17 protein-coding genes are annotated in these 21504 nt (G+C 57.8%); 9 read left to right on the top strand and 8 right to left on the bottom strand.

The window, feature by feature from the left end; translation table 11 throughout:
* The first annotated feature begins 72 nt into the window (after positions 1-72).
* Both AB2L51_RS05345 and AB2L51_RS05340 read left to right on the top strand, forming a co-directional pair.
* Positions 73-951: a LysR substrate-binding domain-containing protein gene (locus AB2L51_RS05345; protein ID WP_395581478.1), complete on the top strand. Its 879-nt coding sequence runs from the start codon at positions 73-75 to the stop codon at positions 949-951.
* 92 nt (positions 952-1043) lie between these two features.
* Positions 1044-1742 (top strand): IclR family transcriptional regulator, encoded by a 699-nt coding sequence (locus tag AB2L51_RS05340; protein ID WP_198911987.1) that lies wholly within the window; start codon positions 1044-1046, stop codon positions 1740-1742.
* A gap of 12 nt (positions 1743-1754) precedes the next feature.
* Here the strand turns inward: AB2L51_RS05340 and AB2L51_RS05335 are convergent, their stop codons facing one another.
* A complete protein-coding gene (locus AB2L51_RS05335; protein WP_395581479.1) occupies positions 1755-3251 on the bottom strand; it encodes a class I adenylate-forming enzyme family protein in 1497 nt (498 codons plus the stop codon).
* 4 nt (positions 3252-3255) lie between these two features.
* On the bottom strand, positions 3256-4281 hold the full coding sequence (locus AB2L51_RS05330; RefSeq protein ID WP_395581480.1) for an alcohol dehydrogenase catalytic domain-containing protein: 1026 nt from the start codon (positions 4279-4281) through the stop codon (positions 3256-3258).
* A 132-nt stretch (positions 4282-4413) separates the two neighbouring features.
* Between AB2L51_RS05330 and AB2L51_RS05325 the strand changes: the two genes are divergently transcribed.
* From AB2L51_RS05325 to AB2L51_RS05310, 4 genes are all read left to right on the top strand, one after another.
* Entirely contained in the window at positions 4414-5112 is a 699-nt protein-coding gene (locus AB2L51_RS05325) for an enoyl-CoA hydratase/isomerase family protein (protein WP_395581481.1), read from the top strand.
* The gene (locus AB2L51_RS05320) at positions 5102-6448 is read left to right on the top strand and encodes an MFS transporter (RefSeq protein ID WP_395581482.1); all 1347 of its coding nucleotides are present in this window, start codon (positions 5102-5104) and stop codon (positions 6446-6448) included. Before AB2L51_RS05325 ends, AB2L51_RS05320 begins: the two co-directional genes overlap by 11 nt.
* A complete protein-coding gene (locus AB2L51_RS05315) occupies positions 6445-7641 on the top strand; it encodes an acyl-CoA dehydrogenase family protein (RefSeq protein ID WP_395581483.1) in 1197 nt (398 codons plus the stop codon). The genes AB2L51_RS05320 and AB2L51_RS05315 overlap by 4 nt, the downstream gene beginning before the upstream one ends.
* A 123-nt stretch (positions 7642-7764) precedes the next feature.
* Positions 7765-10275, top strand: a complete 2511-nt coding sequence (locus AB2L51_RS05310) for a TonB-dependent receptor plug domain-containing protein (RefSeq protein WP_395581484.1) — start codon at positions 7765-7767, stop codon at positions 10273-10275.
* Positions 10276-10436: 161 nt separating this feature from the next.
* Here the strand turns inward: AB2L51_RS05310 and AB2L51_RS05305 are convergent, their stop codons facing one another.
* The 5 genes from AB2L51_RS05305 to AB2L51_RS05285 are packed head-to-tail and all read right to left on the bottom strand — an operon-like array spanning position 10437 to position 14955.
* Complete coding sequence (locus AB2L51_RS05305; RefSeq protein WP_395581485.1) at positions 10437-11786, bottom strand: AtzE family amidohydrolase; 1350 nt, start codon at positions 11784-11786, stop codon at positions 10437-10439.
* A complete protein-coding gene (locus AB2L51_RS05300; RefSeq protein WP_395581486.1) occupies positions 11783-11971 on the bottom strand; it encodes a DUF4089 domain-containing protein in 189 nt (62 codons plus the stop codon). Before AB2L51_RS05300 ends, AB2L51_RS05305 begins: the two co-directional genes overlap by 4 nt.
* A gap of 15 nt (positions 11972-11986) precedes the next feature.
* Complete coding sequence (gene hpxZ / locus AB2L51_RS05295) at positions 11987-12391, bottom strand: oxalurate catabolism protein HpxZ (RefSeq protein ID WP_395581487.1); 405 nt, start codon at positions 12389-12391, stop codon at positions 11987-11989.
* Positions 12392-12424: 33 nt separating this feature from the next.
* Positions 12425-13651 carry a pyridoxal-phosphate-dependent aminotransferase family protein gene (locus tag AB2L51_RS05290; RefSeq protein ID WP_395581488.1) on the bottom strand — a complete coding sequence of 409 codons (1227 nt, stop codon included), beginning with the start codon at positions 13649-13651 and terminating at the stop codon, positions 12425-12427.
* The gene (locus tag AB2L51_RS05285; RefSeq protein WP_395581612.1) at positions 13648-14955 is read right to left on the bottom strand and encodes an allantoate amidohydrolase; all 1308 of its coding nucleotides are present in this window, start codon (positions 14953-14955) and stop codon (positions 13648-13650) included. Before AB2L51_RS05285 ends, AB2L51_RS05290 begins: the two co-directional genes overlap by 4 nt.
* 344 nt (positions 14956-15299) lie before the next feature.
* Here AB2L51_RS05285 and AB2L51_RS05280 point away from each other — a divergent pair, with 344 nt between their 5' ends.
* Together AB2L51_RS05280 and AB2L51_RS05275 are read left to right on the top strand one after the other, a co-directional pair.
* Positions 15300-17747, top strand: coding sequence for a TonB-dependent receptor (locus AB2L51_RS05280; RefSeq protein ID WP_395581489.1), 2448 nt, complete (start codon positions 15300-15302; stop codon positions 17745-17747).
* A gap of 47 nt (positions 17748-17794) precedes the next feature.
* On the top strand, positions 17795-19168 hold the full coding sequence (locus AB2L51_RS05275; RefSeq protein ID WP_395581490.1) for an 8-oxoguanine deaminase: 1374 nt from the start codon (positions 17795-17797) through the stop codon (positions 19166-19168).
* Between the two features lie 183 nt (positions 19169-19351).
* Here AB2L51_RS05275 and AB2L51_RS05270 read toward each other — a convergent pair whose 3' ends face one another.
* A complete protein-coding gene (locus AB2L51_RS05270; protein WP_395581491.1) occupies positions 19352-20647 on the bottom strand; it encodes a dicarboxylate/amino acid:cation symporter in 1296 nt (431 codons plus the stop codon).
* A gap of 255 nt (positions 20648-20902) precedes the next feature.
* On the opposite strand from AB2L51_RS05270, the gene AB2L51_RS05265 reads away from it, so the two are divergent.
* Positions 20903-21484: an LOG family protein gene (locus AB2L51_RS05265; protein WP_395581492.1), complete on the top strand. Its 582-nt coding sequence runs from the start codon at positions 20903-20905 to the stop codon at positions 21482-21484.
* Positions 21485-21504 lie beyond the last annotated feature (20 nt).

Here is a 21504-nt window from a genome sequence, read left to right as displayed (position 1 = left end):
GAAGTGAGTGGGTTGAAATCGTCGCACCTGTCTGTCAAAGTTTTTTCACCAGTCTTGGAGTGGAAGACACAGATGCAACGCCGCATTCCCCCCCTGAACACGCTTTACGCGTTTGAAAGTGCCGTCCGGCACGGATCATTCAGCAAGGCGGCTGATGAGTTGCTGCTGACAAGAAGTGCCGTGAGCCACCGGATCAAACTTCTGGAGGAACTGGCGGGCTTTGCTCTCTTCCATAGGCAGGGCCGCTCATTGGTTCTCAGCCTCGCTGGAGAGGCGTATATTACGGCTGTAAGGCAGGCACTTGATGCTCTTGAGGATGTTAAACTGCCCCGTTTGGCCGACACCATTGAGGCCAGCATCACAATCAGCACACCACCGTCTTTTGCTCGGCTGATTCTGTGGCCCGCAATACAGGGTTTTCAGCAGGAACACCCCGAGGCGCAGATCAGTATTGAACTCAGTTCTTCCGGGCTGGATGTCAAAGCCGAAGGGGCGGATATTTATATTCGGTTTGGAACAGGCAACTATCCCGGAATGAAAAGCCTGATGTTTATGAAGTCAGATATTTTTCCTGCCGCAACACCGGATTTTATAAACCAGCATCGTCTTTTTGCACCTGCCGACCTGGAGCACTGCACTATGCTAAGGAGCCCTCTGGAACCATGGAAGCCGTGGTTTATGGCCGCCGGGCTGCCTTGGTCAGAACCTGTAGAGGGGCCTCATTTTGGTGACTTTGCCATGATGTACCAAGCCGCGCGGGAAGGCATGGGGGTAGCCCTTGTGCGTGCGGCCCTGCTTGAGCACTTTGACCCCGGAGCAAAACTGATTCCTGTCACCCATATTCGCGCGATCCCTGCATATGGGTATTATATTGTTTACAGGGAAGATGCTGCTGAGCAGAAGACAAAGCATCTGCTCCTTGAATGGCTGGTTCAGGATAGGCGTGCCTAGGTTCAGGGTTTATGAAGTCAATATTTGAATTGATAGAATTGTGAAGGTCGGGGGTTATGCAGGGTAGCGGCGTTGGGGTCCTTGATAAGTATATGGCGCTGCAAAAGCATCTGGCAGGTGTCTCCAAGGGTTTGACGGCACTGGAGCTTGCGCGGTTGACGGGTATGGACCGTGGTACGGTCCACAGGCTGTTAAAAGCGATGATGCACTGGCGGCAGGTGGAGGCGGAACATGGAGTATACCGCCTTGGGGGTGGCTGCCTGCTACCAGCAAGTGCCTACCTGACACGCCTGCCCCTACGGCGGATTGCGCTGCCATACACCATTGATTTGCAGAATGTTATTGCGGATCGGCCTGCCATTGTCTCTGTCGCCCTGCCTGTGGGGGACCAGATTGTGCTGATCGAACGGATGTGGACAGCCGCAACCCCCTTTAATGTTGTTGCGGATCTGGATGACAAATTTGCCATAGACAGTTGCACCAGTGGACGCGCCATTCTGGCAACCTACCCCGAGGCGCAGGCGCGCCAGACAGTGGGGGATGAGCGTTACGAGCGGGTGCGCCCCAGACTGCTGGAGGTTGCTCAGGCTGGCGGATATTCTTTTGGCCATAGCGAGCAGCGCAAGGGTTTATCCTCTATGGGGTATCCAATCCGCCGGGGGCAGGATGCGGCTGTTGGTGCGCTGGTCATAGCGGGGTTGGAGATGGATGCAGTGTTGCAGGTTTCTTCCCCTCTGGCGCGGCATTTGCAGCGGGCCTGTGGGGGTATTGCCGAACAACTGTTTGGTTGACCGCGCGGGGCATTATTCTTCCAGCAGTTTGAGCAGTTTTGCCTGTTGTACCTTGCCATAATGAGAGCGCGGCAGGTGCGGTACAAATAATATCTGTTTGGGTACCTTGTGGCGGGAAAGCTGTTTTTTGCAATGCAGGATCAGATCATCCGCTTCCAGCTCGGTATTGGCATGCAGGACTATGGCGGCACAGACGCGCTCCCCCCATTCGGGGTCGGTCGCACCAAAAACATGGGCCTCTGCAACCCCACGGTAGGAGAGCAGGCAGTCAACAACTTCGGCTGGCTGCACGGACATGCCACCAGAACGAATAATCTCTTTGCTGCGCCCCACAATTTTAAGCATATGGGTGTTGTCCATAATGCCAAGGTCCCCTGTGGCCAGCCAGCCATCGTGTAGCACGGAGGCTGTTTTTTGGGGCTGTTTCCAGTATCCCGCCATAAGGTGAGGGCCGTGAATTTCAACTTCCCCAGCATGGGGCTGCGTGCTGTGCGCGTTTAAGCGGGCCTGCACGTGCTGTAGGGGAAAGCCGACAGCTCCAGCGCAGGTGCCGGCTTTGTGCAGGGCGGCAAGTTCTGGTGCTGGCAGGTAAAAGCTCCATGGTGCTTCGGTCATGCCGTACAGAATACTCAGCCGGGGGCCAAACAGATGCATGGCTTTTTCCAGCGTTTCGAGCGGCAGGGAGGCCGCGCCAACATCCAGAGAACGGAAAAAGGGAAGGGAGTTTTGGCTATTGGCAATGGTGCCGTGTGCCTGAGCGTGCTGCACCAGACGGGCAATCTGTGTGGGTACGAGCGAGCTGTAGGCGGCATGTGTTGTCTGGAGGAGGGGCAGAAACGTGGACGGATTAAAACGCCCACCCAGCACGACCATCCCCCCGTGGCACAGATGCGCCAGCACGGAAACCGATGCAATGGGCCACAGGGGGCGGACATTAAGCAGCACATCCCCCGCAGATGTCGGGCGGGCCTGCCCGATATTGCTTACAATGGCAGTCAGGCTACCCTGTGTGTGCATAACAGCTTTTGGCTGGCCCGTTGTGCCCCCAGTATAGTTGAGGGACGCCAGCGTGGAGGGGGAGCCACCGGCCAGCGGGGCTGCCGTATGTGCGGTTATGGTCTGCCATCTGGTGGGGAGCGGAACACTGGTGGCACCCCCTGCCTGCTGTGCCAGTTCCGCATGAATCGGGTCGTGGAGCAGAATGGCAATTTCGGCATCGGCAATTTGGTTGCGCAGTTCCTCAACAGAAAGGGAGGGGTCAAACGGCACGCGCACATATCCGCAGGCCATGCTGCCGTAATCCGCAATCAGATAAGGGATGCTGGCATCGGCCAGAATGCCAACCCGCGCGCCGCAGGCAATGCCCCGTTCTGCCAGAAAGGTCCCAAATTCCTGTAAAGCCGCGTTTATCTGCCAGAATGTAAGCTTCTGGCCCGTGGCGGGTTCATGCAGGGCGAGTGTTTCTGGCCAGCGGGAAGCCGCGTTGGAAAAAAGCTGTTGTATGCTCATGCTCTTACCATCCGCTCAAAATAATGCGGCCATTGACCTGCCGTGCCTCCAGCAGTGCATGGGCCTGAGCCGCCTGGGTAAAGGGCATGACACGGTCGATCTGGGGGCGAACAAGGCCAGAGGCCATCATGGCCAGGGACTGGCTGACCTCGTCCAGCGTGGCGCTGCCTGAGCCCTGTACACGTAACCTGCGCCCGATAAGCAGGCCGGGTGAAACTTCAACAGCTCCCGGAGCAATGTTGCCCAGCACCACAATACGCCCCCCCATGCCCGTTGCACGCAGGGTCTGGGGGAGGGTGCTGCCCAGATTTTCCATGGCAACATCCACGCCCTTTTTGCCGGTTTTGTTCCACACCTCGGCGCTGTAGTTTCCATCCCGTGCAACCACAACGGAAGAGGCTCCCAGTTCTTCCAGCCTGCTGACTTTTGCACTGTCCCCGGTTACGGCAATGACGTGTGCCCCAAGTGCGCGGGCAATCTGGATCTGGTGCACGCCCAGCCCGCCACTGGCACCATTGACCAGCACGGTCTCACCCGCAGTAAGCCCGGCCTGCGAGATAAGAGCCCGCATGGCGGTGCCAATGGGGCAGGAGGCAAGGGCCGCCTGCTGGAAGCTCACATTATCCGGTATGCGAATGGCAGATACCGCAGGCAGGCGGATATACTGGGCATAAGCACCTTCTGTATCCACGGCGGGGAGGGAGACCGCGCGACACAGGTCTTGCCGCCCTCTCAGGCAGTCGCGGCATTGGCCGCAAAAGCGGCGTTGATAGCCTGTTATGCGGTCCCCGACCTGAAGAGTGCTGACTGCGGCACCGGTTGCCACAACACGCCCTGCGACCTCATGGCCAAGAATAACCCCCTTGGGGGCACCTGCCAGTTTGCCCGCCCTGTGCAGCAGGTCATGGTGGCAGACTCCGGCAGCTTCCACCTGCACAAGCACATCATGCGGGCCTGCTACGGGGGTTGGTACCTCCTCCACCCGGAGTTGAGATGGACCGCCAAAGTCCGAGAGTATGATCGCTTTCATGCCGTAGCCCCTCCATAAATGTTCGAATTACGAACACGTAGACCAAAATATAAACTTTTTATATTCCACATTGAAAATTGTTGCTATGGATAAATTAACGACTCTGAATCATGTTTTAAAACGGAATACACCATGATAGATAGTACTATACAGTCCGGTGTTCTCACCATCACCCTCAACCGCCCTGACCGGTTGAATGCGCTGGACAGCCACGACAAAGCCGCCTTGGGCCGCGTCTGGCGTGAAGCACTGCGTGATTCCACAGTCAGAGCCGTGGTGTTGCACGGTGCGGGTGAGCGGGCCTTCTGTGCCGGGTCGGACCTGAAGGAAATCGCAACAACGCAGCAGGTCGCTACAACAGATGTTCTGGCCTCCTGTATTCCCGGTGTGGCGGAGGATTTTATAAAACCAGTTGTTGCCGCACTGCACGGCCATGTCATTGGGTTGGGAATAAGTATAGCCATGTATTGTGATTTTCGGATTGCGGCACCACAGACCTCTTTTCGCTTTCCTGAAGTCGAGCATGACATGCTCTCGGGGTTTAGCGCGGTTGAACTGCCCTCCCTGATCGGGGAGGCCGCCGCACTGGATATTATGCTGACCGGTCGTACCTTTGGTGCGGAAGAAGCACAGCACATGGGGCTTGTTTCCTCCCTTGCGCAGGACCCGCTGGCCGAGGCCACAGCCCTTGCCGCCCGGCTGGCAGCACTGCCGACATCCGCCATGGCATGGAGCAAGCGTTTGCTGCTGGCCGAGCGGCGTACCCGACTGGACAGGCATTATGCACTGGTTGATCAGGCCAGGCTGGAAGTGGGTCGATATGAACAATGATGGCCTGACGCGTGCCGGGCAGACTGAAGGCGCTGTTTTTCGCCGTGTTGCATGGCGTTTGATGCCCTTCCTTTTTATCTGCCTTGTTTTTAACTGGCTGGATCGTGTGGCCGTTAGTTTTGCCCATTTGCAGTTTGGTGCGGACCTGCACATAAGCGATACGGTTTTTGGCCTGTCTGTCGGTCTTTTTTCAGCGGGTTATTTGCTGTGCGAGATTCCCAGCAATCTGGTCATGGAACGCTGGGGAGCGCGGAGAACGCTTGCCCGGATCATGATCTTCTGGGGGTTGGTGACTATTGGTATGGCGTTTGTGCAGGGGGCGTATTCCCTGTACGTCGCGCGGACTTTGCTGGGTATGGCGGAAGCTGGCTTTTTCCCGGGGGTTATCCTGTACCTGACTTACTGGTTCCCCAGTGCGTACCGGGCCCGGATTACGTCACGCTTTATCATGGCTATAGCGGTCTGCGGCATTGTGGGCGGGCCAAGTGCAACGTGGATCATGACCCATATGGCCGGGGTCTGGGGCTGGCATGGGTGGCAGTGGCTGTTTCTGCTTGGTGGGCTGCCGCCAGTTATTGCCGGGTTTGTGGCTTTTGGCTGGCTGGCGGACAGGCCGGCCGATGCACGCTGGCTCGGGCGTGATGAAAAAAATATCATTCTACAGGCCATGGTACGCGAACCATCTTCTGTCGTGCGGCCTGTTCGGGCATCGCTTGCCAGTGCCTTTTCCAACCGTACGCTGTGGCTGTTATCCCTGAGTTACTGCCTGACCATTACGTGCACCGGCAATGTGGTCAATTTTTGGGTACCATCTTTGTTGCGTGCCGCAGGAGTGCAGAACTTGCAGCAGCTTGGGCTGCTCAGCGCCCTGCCGCATGGCGTGGGTATTGTGGCCATGCTTCTGGCTTGCCAGCATTCTGACCAGCAACAGGAGCGACGCTGGCATTTTGCTCTGGGTGGTGCCTTGGCCATGGCCGGTATGCTGGCGCTGCCATGGATGGTGCATGGCACCATAAGCACAGTGTTTTTTCTAACCATCATGGTCGCAGGGTATCTAATTGCAACAGCAATTTTCTGGAGCATTCCTGCAAGCCTGCTGCCTGCACAGGACCGCGCCATTGGTTTTGCACTGATCAACTGCTGCGGTCAGGTCAGCAGCATGCTTGTTCCGGTTTTGATCGGTTTTCTCAAAACCCGGTTGGGCGGGTTTGAGGTCGCCCTGAGTATTGTCAGCCTGTTTGTCGGGCTTGGAGTGGTTGTGCTGCTGGCCATGACGGCCCGCACGGCACGCCTCCCGGCCTCTCCTTCTCATTCGACCGTGGATTCACACTCATGACAGATTATGTTCATATTGCCCGCACGCTTGCCCCGCTTATTGCCGAAGATGCCTCCCAGCGGGATGCGGAGCGGATCCTGCCATTTGCTATTTTTGAAAAAATCGCCAGTTCAGGCCTTGGTGCCGCTCGTGTGCAGAAAGAACTGGGTGGGGGAGATGTCAGCCAGAGTGCCGTGGCTGAGATTTTTATAGCTCTGGGCAAGGCAGACCCCAATGTGGCGCAGGCTCTGTTCCCGCATTTTATCAATATCGAGCAACTCAGGCTTATGGCCGAGCCGGATGCACAGGCGCGTTATCTGGGGCAGATTGGTCGCGGTATTATCAGCTCCGGTGCCGTGGCTGAGCGGAGCGGGAACTTCCGGGGGGAAATTCATACCCATATTGCGCATGTCGATGGCAAAACAGTCTTGCGTGGGCGCAAATTTTACAGCACCGGCTGCCTGTTTGCTGACCTGATCAAGGTGCAGGCGGTGGATGAGGCGGGTAAGGGGATTTATGTCATGCTCCCCAAAGACACACAGGGCCTTGTGCTGCTGGATGACTGGGACGGAATGGGCCAGCGTACCACAGCCAGTGGTGTAACAGAGTTCCATGATATTGTTCTGTCGCCAGAGCAGATTATTCCCACAGGGCATTGGGCAGGTCGGCGGAACTACGTAGGGGCCTCCGCACAGCTTATCCATTGTTCCATTGATGTGGGCATTGGGCTGGCAGTGCTGGATGATGCTGTTTACTGGGCAAAAAACCACACCCGTCCTTTGCGTGAAAGTGGCGTGAGCAGAGCCAGTGATGACCCGTACATTCTTTACACGGTGGGAGAAATTTCTGCCCGTGTCAGAGCGGCGGAAGCGTTGGTCCGGCGTGCGGCCGAGTATGTGGAACAGGCTGCCCGTGCCCAGTTGGAGGATGTCCGCCATGGGCGGAGCACAACAGCGGAAACCGAAAATCTGCTTGTTCAGTCATCCGTTGCTATTGCGGAAGCCAAAATAGCGGCCACGGAAAGCGCAATACATGTTGCGCAGAAGCTGTACGATGTGGGTGGTGCTGCAACCACACAAAAACCGTTCAACTTTGACCGGCACTGGCGCAACGCACGCACACATACAACGCATGATAGTGTTGCCTATAAATACAAGGCAATTGGCAATTTTCTTCTTAACGGGGAGCCGCCTCCCATCACGTTTACTTACTGAATCGGCCATCTGGCGTTTTTTTATCTTAATACAACTATTTTAATTAGTTGTATGAAAAAGGGATCGTTTGTTATGGTTATTAAAGTTGCGAGTGGAAAGAAAGCACTCCCAATAGTTGTTATTATGGCGGCGCTACCGGCCACGGCATATGCTGGCACGGCGGAGGAAGGCAAAAGTCGGGACCGGCAGGGGGCTCATGCAGTGCCAGCCCACCAGGCTGTTGTAAAAAATGCGTCCACAGTAAAAAAAACTGCCCATAAGCAGGATGTTTTGCAGGCATCGCCAGAGCTGATCTCGGTTGTGGGCAAGCAGGAAGACCCGGTGTTATCCGGCACCACGCGCAGGCATAGCACGGCTAATGTGCAGGTGATCAGCGCGCAGGAAATTGTAAGGACCGGGCAGAGCAACGCCATGGCTGCGCTGGAGCAGTTGATGCCTTCAGTCAGTTCCCCCTCATTCAGCGGGGTGGGGTCCAACCGTTTTATCCGTACCATGCAGTTGCGCAACCTCTCGGCCGACCAGACGCTGGTGCTGGTGAATGGTAAACGGCGGCACCTGACGGCAAACTTCAATGCCAATGCAGGCCCCAATTCCGGCACGGAACCGGCTGACCTGTCTCTGATCCCCTTAAGCGCGATTGATCATATTGAAGTCATTACAGAAGGCGCGTCCGCCCTTTATGGCCAGGATGCTATAGCGGGGGCGGTTAATATTGTGCTCAAGCACAATACAAGCGGGGGGTCGCTCAATTTTGTGGATAGCGGATATTACGCCGGAGATGGCGTGGGCGTAAACGGGTACGGAGACTACGCGATAAAACTGGGGAACCGTGGTGGTTATCTGGATGTTGCGGCGCAGGTTTCCAACCAGTTACCGACCAATCGCTCGGGCCTTTATACGGGCAGCATGTATTTCCCGCTGGCTGATGGCAGTGTGGACCCGCGCCAGACAAAGGCGGGCCGTGACTTTAACCGTCTGGAAGGGCTGAGTCATACAACAATGGAGACACTCTCCGTTAATGGTGCCCTGCCCATAACAGATAGTATTCGTGGTTATCTTACGGCCACCTATGGCCACAGAACGGTAGAAAATCAGGTGACCTACCGTAATCCGGCCAATAACAATACGGTTCGCGCGCTCTACCCGGATGGTTTTATTCCGCTCATGGGCATGACCGAAAATGACTTTCAGGTTAACGGCGGCGTGCAGGGCACAACCGCTGGGTTTGACTGGGATGGCTATGTAACCTTCGGGCGGGATGATGAGAGTTATACAACTCTCAACTCCGATAACCCGACATTCGGGCTGGCCAGCAAACGCAATTTTTATGATGGTTCGGATATTTCCACCCAGTTGGTCACGGGTTTTAAAGCATCCAGAAACTTTACGCCCTCTTTTCTGTCTCGCCCGGTAACGCTGGAATTTGGGGGAGATTACCGGCACGATACGTTCCAGTTAACGGCGGGGGAGTATCAGTCCTGGGCTAATGGTGGGGTCAAGGTGCTGGACGGGCCAAACGCCGGTGCCACCGCCACCCCCGGCGCATCGGGCCATATTGGGGCATCCCCCGATACAACTAGCAACACAGCGCGCGATACGTTTGACGGGCACGTTAATCTTTCTTTCCATATTCTTCCAAAATGGGAATGGACACTAGGTGGCCATGTGGTCAGCTACTCCAGCCTTGCCACGACGGAAACAGGCTCTGTTGGCACACGGTATGATTTTAACAAACGCTGGGCCATTCGTGCGAATTTTAACACGGGTTATCGGCCGCCCACTCTTGGTCAGGAAAATTATTATTATACCTCAACATTTCCGACCTACACATTTGCACAGCTCCCCACCACAAGTGCCGCGGCCAAGGCGCTGGGTGGCGGCCAACTGAAAGGTGAATACTCACGCAGCTACAGCATTGGCATTGATGCGCACCCGGTGGATAATTTTACGTTAACCGCCAACCTTTACCGCATTGCCATTAACGACCGCATGGCAAACTCCACACAGTTTGGAGGGACAGCGGTGGAGAGCATGCTCAATAATCTTGGGTTAAATGGCATCCGCTACGTTCAGTACTATACAAACCCGGTTAACACCGTGACCAATGGTGGGGATGTTAATGCGGCATATAACCTGAACCTGCATAAGTACGGACAATGGATTTTTTCTGTTGGCGTCAATTTTGCCGATACGGAAATCAGCCATTACAACAGCACGCCCTCTCAGCTTCTGGCTCTCAACCAGCCGTATTTCGATGCGTATGCCCAGAACACATTGTTACACTCTTCCCCCAAAAACAGGGAAACCCTTGGGATTACATGGGCAAAAGACAAATGGCTCGTGTCTTTTCAGGAGCAGCGTTACGGGCAGTTGACATATATTGCCAACCCCAGCCTTGCAGCAAAGGACTGGACAGTGGTCAAACCCGCCTTCATTACCAACTTGACAGTCAGCTACGACATTAATCCCCGCTGGTCGCTTAGTGTGGGGGCGCAAAACCTGTTTAACAAATATCCCAATCAGGTTTCCAAGGCCGGGCAGGCGTCTTCGAGCGGGGCGTTTAAATACCCGTATTATTCTGCCTACGGGTTTATGGGCGGGTATTACTTTGCAAAGATCAGCTACCATTTGTGAGGTGATGCCCCATTCATTTCATGGGCAAAAACCTTCATGCGTTATCAGAGCGCGCTGTATAATGGGTTCCTTCTGGAACTCATTAAAAGCTGTTTGATTGCCAGATGTTTTTTATTCTGGGGAGGCATGTGCCGGGTGAAGTGTTGCCCGGCACATGTTTTTTAAGCAGCCTGTTGCGCCTCAAGCGGACAGCGCCCGGCCAGACCGGCCTGTTCCAGCTTGCGTGCCAGACTGAACAGGGCTGCCTCGCGCCCGGGAGCAGCTACCAGTTGCAGGCCCAGTGGCAAGGTACCGGTGTTCCTGAGCGGCAGGCAGAGCACGGGCAGGCCGGGCAGGCTGATAGGCTGCGTGTACAGGCCCAGATTGGCGCGGGCGGAGGCTGGTTTGCCGTCAACCATAATGGTGGGGTCATCCAGTCGGGGGGCTTCGCACATCACGGCAGGGGCAATCAGCACATCCACCTGTTCAAACATGGCATGCACCTGCTGGCGGAACCAGCGACGGAAGCGTTGTGCCTGCACATAGGTGCTGGAAGGCAGCATGGCGCCTGCCAGAAGCCGGTCGCGGGTTGCGGGGTCGTATTCCTCCGCCGCTGCGCGCAGGCGGGGCAGGTGGAGCGTGCCACCTTCTGCGGCCGTAATCAGGAAGGATGCAGCCCGTGCCGTTGGTATCTGTGGCAGTTCCACACTGCTCGACAGACCAAGATGCTGGCAGACCCGGCCTATGGCCGCAGCAAGGGCGGGGCTGAGGTTCCGGGCAAACCAGCCGCCAAGGCATGCGGCACGTAGGGTCTGGGGTTCGGGTTCGGCTGGTGTGTCCGCCATGATGTAAAAGGTGGCCATAAGGTCATCCAGCGTTCCGGCAAAATGCCCCACTACGTCCAGACTGGCGGAAAAAGGATAGGCTCCCTCCCGCGGGAGGCGGCCGAATGTGGGTTTTAACCCCCATACCCCGCATAATGATGCCGGTACACGGATGGACCCGTTGGTGTCTGTCCCCAGTGTGAGTGGTAAAAAACCGGCGGCAACAGCGGCCGCCGACCCGCCGGAGGACCCACCGGCCATGCGGTCTGTATCGTGCGGGTTGCGGGTTATGCCGTAATGGGCGTTGTCTGTTGCAAAACCATAGGCAAACTCATCCATGTTGAGTGTGGCAACGGCAATGGCTCCGGCTGCGCGCAGGCGGGCCACAATGGCGGCATCCTGCGTGGCGGGGGGAGTATTGCGCAGCACAACGGAGCCTGCGGTGGTGACATGGCCCTGAATGTCAAACAGGTCCTTGACCCCAAAAGGCACACCGGCCAGCGGGGGTAGGGGTTTGTTGCGGGCCAGCAGGGCATCCACTGCCTGGGCCTGCTCCATGGCCTGCTGTGCAAACAGGTGGGTCACGCTGTGAATGGCGGCATCATGCTGGTTGATGGTGGCCAGCACCGACTGCATGACAGAGGCTGCACTGCGTTTGCCACTGCGGATGTCCTGCGCAATACCCAGTGCGCTTGCAAAGCGGGTCATGGTGTGTAGTCTCCCGCAGGTTCGCATGTGTCGGGGAGTGGAAAATCCCTTACAAGGGCTGCATAGTTCTGCAACACACGGGTGTTGGCAATCACGCCGGCAATACAGGTCGGGGGGAGGTCAAGCTCTATGGTCTGCGCACGGGCAGCGACAAGAACCTCATCAGAGAAGGGAGGCGTGGTCATGGCATGCTCCTTTCCTTACAGTGTGGGGCGTTCGGTTTCTGGCTGTTCGGCCATGATGGACACATGGGCCGCCAGAATTTTCCAGCCATCAGGCGTGTTGATCCATGTCTGCATCTGCCGACCCGTGCGGGTGGAGCCGATGCGGCGGAATTCCAGACTGACAACCCCTGCCTGAGTGCCAATGGGGGTTATGGCGCGGCGCAACATGGTGCGCGGGGGCGAGCCACCTGTGCGGTCGCGGCGGAAGGCGGCAATCTCTTCCGCACCGTAAAGGTTTTCCCCCACGCCGTAGCGCACGGTCTGTGGTCCCTGCCAGAACAGGGCGTCCAGCGCGGCCACATCGTTTTCGGCCAGTGCGCGTTCGTACTGGTCCGAGCAGTGCGTGAGTGCGAGGATGGTCTGGGCGTCATCCAATATCATGCGCGTGCCGTCCTTTTGCGGGGGCCCCTGAGGTTATGGCCATTCGGCCAGTGCGGCATCCACGGCCGCACCACGGGGCAGGATGTGGCCCTGTGCTGCAAGGCAGGCTTCCAGCGCGCCAAGGGTTAACAGCACTTTATGTTTGACGGCATTGTATCCCATGGTGCCAATACGCCAGATACGGCCTGCCAGCGGGCCAAAGGCCGTGCCGATTTCTATGCCAAAATCATCGCGCATGCGGGTGCGTATGGCCTCGCCATCCACACCATCGGGGATCCACACACCGGTTACGTTGGTCATGCGGTGGGCATCATCCCCAAAAATGCGCAGGTTCATGGCGCGCAGCCCTGCAATCAGGCATGCGCTGGCCTGTGCGTGGCGGGCAAAGCGGGCATCCAGCCCTTCTTCCAGCACAATGCGGGCGGCTTCTCGCGCGCCGTAGAGCATGGTTGTGGCCTCGGTATGGTGGTTGAGGCGTTTTTCCGACCAGTAATCCATGAGCATGGCCAGATCGAAGTAGTTGGACAAAATACGTGCCCGGCTGCCATTGGTCGTACCTTCACCCCGGATTCCTGCTTCCACATGGCGGCGGGCCATAATGTGTTCCGCCGCCCGGTCCGACACGGTTATGGGGGCGGAGCCGGGTGGTCCCCCCATGCATTTCTGCAACCCGCCGGAGACCACATCAATCCCCCACGCATCCGTGTTAATGGCCATGCCGCCCAGCGTTGCGGTTACATCCGTGTAGGAAAGCACGTTGTATTTGCGGCAGAGTTCTCCAACCCCTTCCAGGGGCTGGGCCATGGTGGTGGAGGTGTCACCATGAATGCAGGCGAACACTTTTGGTTGGTGGGTTTTGAGAGCGTCTTCAATCTGTTCCAGCGTAGCCACCTGCCCCCATGGCAGGTCGAGCGCGCAGATTTCCGCCCCGATGCGCTCTGCAATTTCGGAAAGCAGCAGGCCAAAACGCCCGGCCCGCACCAGCAGGATTTTATTGCCCGGTTCCACAAGGGAGACCAGAGCCGCCTCAATCCCTGCGCGGGCCGTGCCGTCCACCAGAAAGGTCCACCGGTTTTGTGTCATGAAAATCTGACGGTACAGAACCATGGTTTCGTTCATGTACTCTGTCATTTCCGGGTCGAACTGGCCCAGCATGTCAGCCGACATGGCGCGCAGCACACGCGGATGCGCGTTAATGGGGCCGGGGCCCATCAACATCCGCTGGGGTGGGTCAATCTGCCGGAAAAACGTGGAACTCATGCAGAAAACTCCGTTGGTTTGTGTGCGGTTGTGGTGGCCAATGCGCGTATGAAATCCAGCATGACCAGAAAAGCCGTATGCGCATCATCATGCCGCACGGCTTCTGCAGGGTTGTGGCTGATCCCCTGATGGCAGCGCAGGAACAGCATGCACACCGGGGTCAGGGCCGCCATGACCATGGCATCATGCCCCGCACCGCTGACCAGATGGTGCGCCGCCTGCCCGGTTATGCGGGTGACGGATGCCGCAAGGCAAGCCGTTAGTGCGGGGTTGCAGGGGGTGGCGGGCAGGTCGTTCTGGAGTTCAATGTTCAGGCCCACGCCGCGTTCATCTGCAATGTTCTGCAAGGCTTCGCAAATCCGGGTGGTGGCCTGGTCGCGCACCTGTGCGGTGCCCGCGCGGATATCCAGACTGAAGGTGGTCTGGCCGGGCACAACGTTGCTGGCGCCGGGGCCGACATGCAACTGGCCAACGGTTGCCACCAGATCGGGTGGGCCATCCGCACCAATGCGTTCGATGGCCACCATGGCCTGTGCTGCCGCGGCCAGCGCATCCTTCCGCAAGGACATGGGCATGGTGCCAGCGTGGCCCGCCACACCCTGTATGCCCACCTTGAAGCGGTGTTGCGCGGCAATGGCTGTAACCACGCCAACGCCCAGCCCGGCGGCTTCCAGCACGGGGCCCTGCTCTATATGGGCTTCCAGATAAGCGACAACCTGTTCGGGTCTGTAGGCTGCCTCAAGATAGCGGGCGGGGTCCAGACCGTTCTGGCGCAGGACATCATGCAAGGTGGCGCCGCTGGCATCCATCGTGTCAAGGGGGAGGACATCAAGCGTGCCTGCCACCGCGCGCGACGTAAGCATGGAGGTGGGGAAGCGCGAGCCTTCCTCATCCCCGAACCCGATGACCTCAATGGCAAAAGGTAGGCGTTCACCCTGAGCGGCCAGATGGGCCACGACCTCTATGCCCAGCATGACACCCAGCGTGCCGTCATAACGGCCCGCATTCCGCACGCTGTCCAGATGTGACCCGATAAGGAGTGCCGGGGCACCGGGGGTCTGCCCTTCGTAACGGCCGATCAGGTTGCCAGCCGCATCCGTGCGGGTGGCCATGCCTGCCTTGTGCATCCACAGGGCAACCTGTTTGCAGGTGGCCGCATGGGCAGGAGACAGATAAGCCCGAAAAAGACCGTCCTGCGTGTCGGAAAAAGGGTGTGCGCCAAGGTGGTCACACCGGTTGACCGGACGGGAGTCCTTTTTGCTGGCCTCTGCCGGGCCTTGGGGGAAGGGCGGGGTCGGGGTGATTGGTTCTGTCCTTGGTATGCAAATGCCTGATCGGGTTCTACCAGAGCTGGCTGGCGTGGTCTGGTAATCATAGACGGATTTGGTCCGTTCTCCCAAAAGCAAAAAAGGCAATTTCGCGTTGCAAAATTGAGTGCGGCCCCCGTGCTGAAAAAAGCAATGAGAAAGTGCTTTTTTTTATTTTGTGAGAAAGGGAACTCGCAATTATATATCGAAATCGTATCGTTCATGGGCAGCGTTTCGGAACATACCCCGCCTGAGGTAACCGGCTGGGGAACACGCCGCGATAATGCCTGACCCCGCCGCTTTTACCCCTGCTCCAGCTTCTGCTTTTGGGAGACTTCACCATGCCTTCCCGATTTTTTCTCCCTCGCCGTTCTGTCGGTTCATCCCTGACCTATCGGCAGCGCCTTGCGACCTTGACCTGTCTGGCCAGTGTTGCCGGTTTCTGCGCCAGCGTGCAGGGCGTGGGGCAGACTTTTGCCGCCACGGCTGGCCAGAGCGCGCCGGTTGCTGGCAAGGCAGGGCATGCTCCGGCTGCCAGGGTATCGGCCCGGCATGCCCACGCCGCGTCCGCCAACAGGTCGGTGCAGGCTGGTGGTGCAGAGGAGGTATCGGTTGCATCCAACCGTACGGCCCGCTCAGGCGGTGGTGGCATGATGCGTCTGGAAGTGGCCCCCCATGCGGTGCAGACCGTGACCAAAGACTACATCAATATGCGCAGTCCCACCTCCACACCGCTTGATCTGGTCAAGAACCTGCCCAGCCTGAACGTCATGACCCCCGATGCATCGGGGATGCAGGGCGGGTCTATCCAGTCACGCGGGCTGACAGACCTTGATATGGCGCTCATGGTGGATGGTGCACCAGCGGCAGCGGCCAAATACCTGACCGAAGACATTGATTCGGAAAACCTGGATGAAGTCAGCGTAACCCCCGGCAGTGCCGCGCGTGACCTGCCGGTGATGTCCGCCGCAGGTGGGGTCTTGAATTCGCGCACGCATCTGCCGTCCGAAAAAATGGGTGGCATGGTCGATTTTTCCTACGGCACCAACAACCTCTCGCGCGAGTTCATCCGTCTGGAATCCGGCGAGATCGGCAGGACCGGGATCAAGAGCTTTTTCTCGTTCTCCAACACGCATGACCGGAGCTGGATGGGGGCAGGCAGTAACCAGCGCAAACATATCGATTTTGGCGTGCGCAAGGACTGGGACAACGGGTCCAACGCCCATCTGTTCCTGTCATGGAACTCCGAAGATTTCGTGATCGACAACTACCCGACCGCGGAGCAGTTCTCCCAATACAAGCACACGGGCCAAGGCTATGGCCGCTCTGCCAACCCGCAGGATGTCAATTACTGGCGCAACAATAACGACCACTGGAACGAGATTTTCCTGACCGCTCCCGTGCATATTGTTCTGCCCAAAAAGCTGACATTCGACATTCAGCCCTATTTCAGCTTCGGGCAGGGTTGGGATGCCTCCCCCGGTGGGGTGGCCGGTTATAAAAACCCTGTGACGAATAGCCTCGTAGGCGGGAACTATGCGTCAACGGGTCAGGCCGTGCCGTTTGGCACCAATATGACCAACTACTTTTTGGAAAATGAGGCGCGACAGGTCGGTGTGGTCGCCAAACTTGGGTATGATATTGATAAGCATAACCACCTGAGCTTTGGTTACTGGTACGAAAACAACCAGACTATTCAGTCCTATCCAACCGCAACAACCCTGGCCAACGGGGCGGCTTCTGGCCCTACGGCGTCTGCACATGTGGTTGGGTCCACTTTCGGCCAGACCGCAGGGTATGAACTGCACTCGCTGTTTATCCAGAACCAGTCGCGCTACCTGAACAACCGCCTGCTGATCAATGCCGGGTTCAAGTTTGTCATGTCCAACACCTGGAATAATGGCTGGATGGGGAACACAAACCATCCGACCGGCTCCAACTCGGGCGCGAATACAACCGAGCCTTTGCCTCAGTTGTCCATCAGCTACCAGATTAACGAGAACAACCAGATTTACGTCAATGCGGAGGGGGATTACCGTCAGCCAAGTGCCACTGATCTGGGCTGGCTGTACGCGGGGACACCCATTCCCAAAAACCAGTATTCCATCAAGGAAGAATTGGGTTACCGCTACCACAACAAATACGTTATGGTTGATATGTCCTTCTTCAACTACAACGTTACAAACCGCATTGTGGACCAGTATATGGGGATGAACCAGTTCAAACCCATGTCCATCGGTGGCCAGACCATGCGCGGGTTCGACTTCATGATTGCGGGCACGTCCTACCATGGCTTCAGCCCGTATGCGTCGGTCGAGTATCTGCACGCTACGCAGGATAGCAACGTGTATGATCCCAACGACAATACGATGATCCACTCCAAGGGCACGCAGGCCATCATGGCCCCGCGGATTATGGCAAACTTTGGTTTGACCTATACCTATAAAGGATTTTTTGCGAACGGCTCCGTACACTACACTGGCCCGCAGTCTGTCAGCATTGCCGACGACCAGCGTATTCCGGGGTATGTGACCAACACGCTCTCGCTTGGCTATCACTTCAAGCCGTTTGGTTTCCTCAAATCGCCTACATTCAAGCTGAACTTTACCAACCTGACAGGGTCTATCGTCCGCACGGGTGCCATGGGTGCTGTTTACCGGGGGAGTGACCTGAACTCGCACCCGGTATGGAGCGGCAGCGGTAGCAGCACGGGTGGAGTGGGTTATGGCAACTCGTTCATGGTGGAACCACGCTTTACCATGGTAGGTTCTGTCTCCACGTCCTTCTGATCAGTTAACCAGCGCACCCGGTTTTGCCGGGTGCGACAGGAGTTTGCATGCCACGCCGCACTTTGCTCACAAACATAACCAGACTGGTGTGTATGGATGACGCCCGCACCGAACTGGAAAACGGGTGGGTTCTGGTAGAAGGGCGGCAGATTATGGCGCTGGGTGGGGGGCAGGTTACGCCCCCGCCCGGCGCGGACCACGTTATAGACCTGCAGGGCCATGTGGTGCTGCCGGGTATGGTGAACACCCACCACCATATGTACCAGTCGCTTACGCGGGTTATTCCGCAGGCACAGGATGCCTCCCTGTTTGGCTGGCTTAAAACGCTCTACCCCATCTGGGCGGGGCTTACGCCGGAGATGGTGCAGGTCTCCACCCGCACGGCCATGGCGGAACTGCTGCTTTCAGGCTGCACCACAACCAGTGACCATCTCTACATCTTTCCCAACGGGTGCAGGCTGGATGACCAGATAGAAGCCGCCTTTGCCATGGGCATGCGCTTCCATGCCTGCCGTGGCGCCATGAGCGTGGGGGAGAGCAAGGGCGGCCTGCCGCCCGATGCGCTGGTGGAGCGTGAAGCCGATATTCTGCACGATACGCAACGCCTGATTGAAACCTACCATGACCCCGAACCCCTAGCCATGTTGCGGGTTGCGGGCGCGCCGTGCTCGCCTTTTTCGGTCAGCCGGGAGCTTATGCGGGATATGGCAACGCTGGCCCGGGCCACGGGCACCATGCTGCACACGCATCTGGCTGAAAATGAGCATGATGTCAGCTACAGCCGCGAGCGTTTTGGCCAGACCCCGGCAGAATATGCCGAAGCACTGGGCTGGGTCGGGGCCGATGTCTGGCATGCGCACTGTGTAAAGCTGGACGCGGATGGCATGGCCCGTTTTGGCCGCACGCAAACAGGTGTGGCGCATTGCCCGTGTTCCAACATGCGGCTGGCATCGGGGATCGCCCCGGTGCGGCAGATGCAGGCCGCGGGTGTGCGTGTGGGGCTGGGGGTGGATGGCTCCGCCTCCAACGATGGAGCTAGCCTGCTGGGTGAGACGCGGCAGGCCATGCTGCTCTCCCGCCTGCTCCCCGAAACCCCGCAAACTCCGGGGATGATGAGCGCGCGGGATGCTTTGGCCCTTGCCACGCGGGGGGGTGCGGCCGTGCTGGGGCGGGATGATATTGGCCAGATTGCCGTGGGCATGGCGGCGGATATTGTCGCGTTTGATGTGCGTGGTCTGGCCCATGCCGGTGCCCAGACCGACTCGGTAGCAGCCCTTGTGTTCTGCTCCCCCACGCAGGTTTCCATGAGCATGGTTAACGGAAATGTTCTGATACAGGACGGATATTTTGCCCGGCTGGACCTGCACGGGCTGGTGGCGCGGCACAACCAGCTTGCCGCGCGGTTGTGCGCAGGGGGGTAGGGCTGCCCATACAGGTATTTTACCAGTCAGCCCCACCCGGCAAAGCAGGCGCTATCCCCGGCGTACCGGCCTGATCAGTGCTGGCTGCGTGTCCGTTTCGTATCGCCAGCATGTCCTGTCCTTGCCGGTTTTTCCCGGCCTGTAGAAGCCTCCCGTTGGGAGGGAGGCCGTGCGGTCGCGGGGTCAGGCGGAAGGGATACCCTTCCGGGAGGCATGCAGGGTTTTATCGAGCTGCTCCGTATCCAGTGCGTTTTCCCACCGGGCTACGACAATGGTCGCCACGGCGTTGCCCACAAGGTTGGTGAGCGAGCGGCACTCGGACATAAAACGGTCAATCCCCAGTATGAGCGCCATACCTCCCACCGGCACACTGGGTACAACGGACAGGGTGGCCGCCAGTGTAATAAAACCGGCTCCTGTAACCCCCGCGGCCCCTTTGGAGCTGACCATGGCCACAAGCAGCAGGGCAAGCTGTTCACCAAAACCCAGATGCACGTCTGTTGCCTGCGCAATAAACAGGGCTGCAAGGGTCATGTAGATATTGGTGCCATCAAGGTTGAAGGAATAGCCCATAGGCACCACCAGCCCTACAATACCCGGTTTGCACCCGGCCTGCTCAAGCTTGCTGATAAGCCCCGGCAGGGCTGATTCGGACGAGCTGGTGCCCAGCACAATCAGCAGTTCTTCCTTGAGGAACACCAGAAGCCGCAGAATGCTGAACCCCGCCAGCCGGGCAACAATACCCAGAATAACCAGCACAAACACGCCTGCGGTAAAGTAAAAGGTCAGCACCAGCCCCAGCAGATGCACAATGGCGCCAAGGCCAAACTTGCCTATGGTAAATGCCATGGCTCCGAATGCGCCAACTGGCGCCAGATACATAACCAGCCGGACCACGCCAAACACCGTTTCCGTCAGGCTACGGAACAGGTTCAGCACAGTTTCCCCCGCCTGACCCATTTGCGCCATGCTGATGCCAAACAGAATGGCGACCAGAAGCACCTGCAGGATCTCGCCCGAGGTAAAAGCCCCCGCCGTGGTGGAGGGAATGATCTGGAGCAGGAAGTCGGTAAAGGAATGGCCGTGCGCTGCCTGCACAAACTGCTCAACGGAGGCGCTGTCCAGACTTTGCGGGTGGATGTGCATGCCAGCACCAGGACGCACGATATTGGCCACCACCATGCCCACAGCCAGTGCCAGTGTAGAAAAGCACAGGAAATACAGCATGGCCTTACCCGCCACGCGGCCAGTCTGTTTAAGGTCCGCCATGCCTGCAATGCCGGTGCTGACAGTCAGGAAGATAACCGGCGCAATGACCATTTTGATCAGTTTTACAAACCCGTCTCCCAACGGTTTGAGCAACGTTGCAACGGAGGGGAACAGAGCGCCGACAAGAATACCTGCCGCCACGGCTACGAGAACCTGAAGATAAAGGAACCGCTGGTGTGAGCTGGAAAGGGGAGCAGTAGAGGGAAGCACGCTGGTTATCTTTCTGTTTTTATTGTTTTTGTTTTGGCGTCCACAACGGGCGTTGGCGAAAAGTTATTCTGTTATATCAAGCCTCTCGGTGTCAGCAGGGGTAAGCTACTCCCACTTGTTGCCGTTTGGAAAGGGTTGTCCCCTGATCTGGGGCATGAAAAAAACAACACTGTTGTGTGTTTGCCTCCGCACCTGTGCGTATGCGGGCAGAATGGGCGCATCATGTACCGGGGTTTGCGGGGGGAATAAGCGGTCGTGCGACGGATTTGTGTTTTTTGTGGTTCCAGTGCCGGGCGTGGGCCTGCCTACCTGCATGCGGCAGAGCAGCTTGGCCTGCTTATGGCCCGGCGCGGCATAGGGCTGGTGTATGGGGGGGCTTCGGTCGGGCTTATGGGTGCTGTGGCCAATGCCGTGCTGGCCGGTGGCGGGCAGGTTACGGGCGTTATCCCGCAGGCGCTGGTCGCGCGGGAGGTGGCGCATAACGGGTTGGAGGACCTGCGGATTGTAGGGTCCATGCACGAGCGCAAAGCCCTTATGGCGGATATGTCCGACGCATTTATTGCCCTGCCCGGCGGCATTGGCACTCTGGAGGAACTGTTTGAGGTCTGGACATGGACCCAGCTTGGCAACCACGCCAAACCCTGCGGTGTGTTGAATGTCAACGGGTTTTACAGCACGCTCGGCACGTTTTTGGACCACGTGGTGGCGGAGGGTTTTCTTAAACCCGCGCACAGAGCCATTTTGCAGGTTGACCAGACACCGGAAGACCTGCTGGACAGGCTAGCCCAATGGCACCCCCCGCAGGAGACAAAATGGATTGCGCAGGATGAACGCTAAATGTGTTTCAACATTGCACT

This window comes from Acetobacter fabarum (assembly GCF_040702925.2).
Classification (GTDB): domain Bacteria; phylum Pseudomonadota; class Alphaproteobacteria; order Acetobacterales; family Acetobacteraceae; genus Acetobacter; species Acetobacter fabarum_B.
Note: the sequence above shows the minus strand (reverse complement) of the source record. Positions and strands in the feature narration are given on the sequence as shown.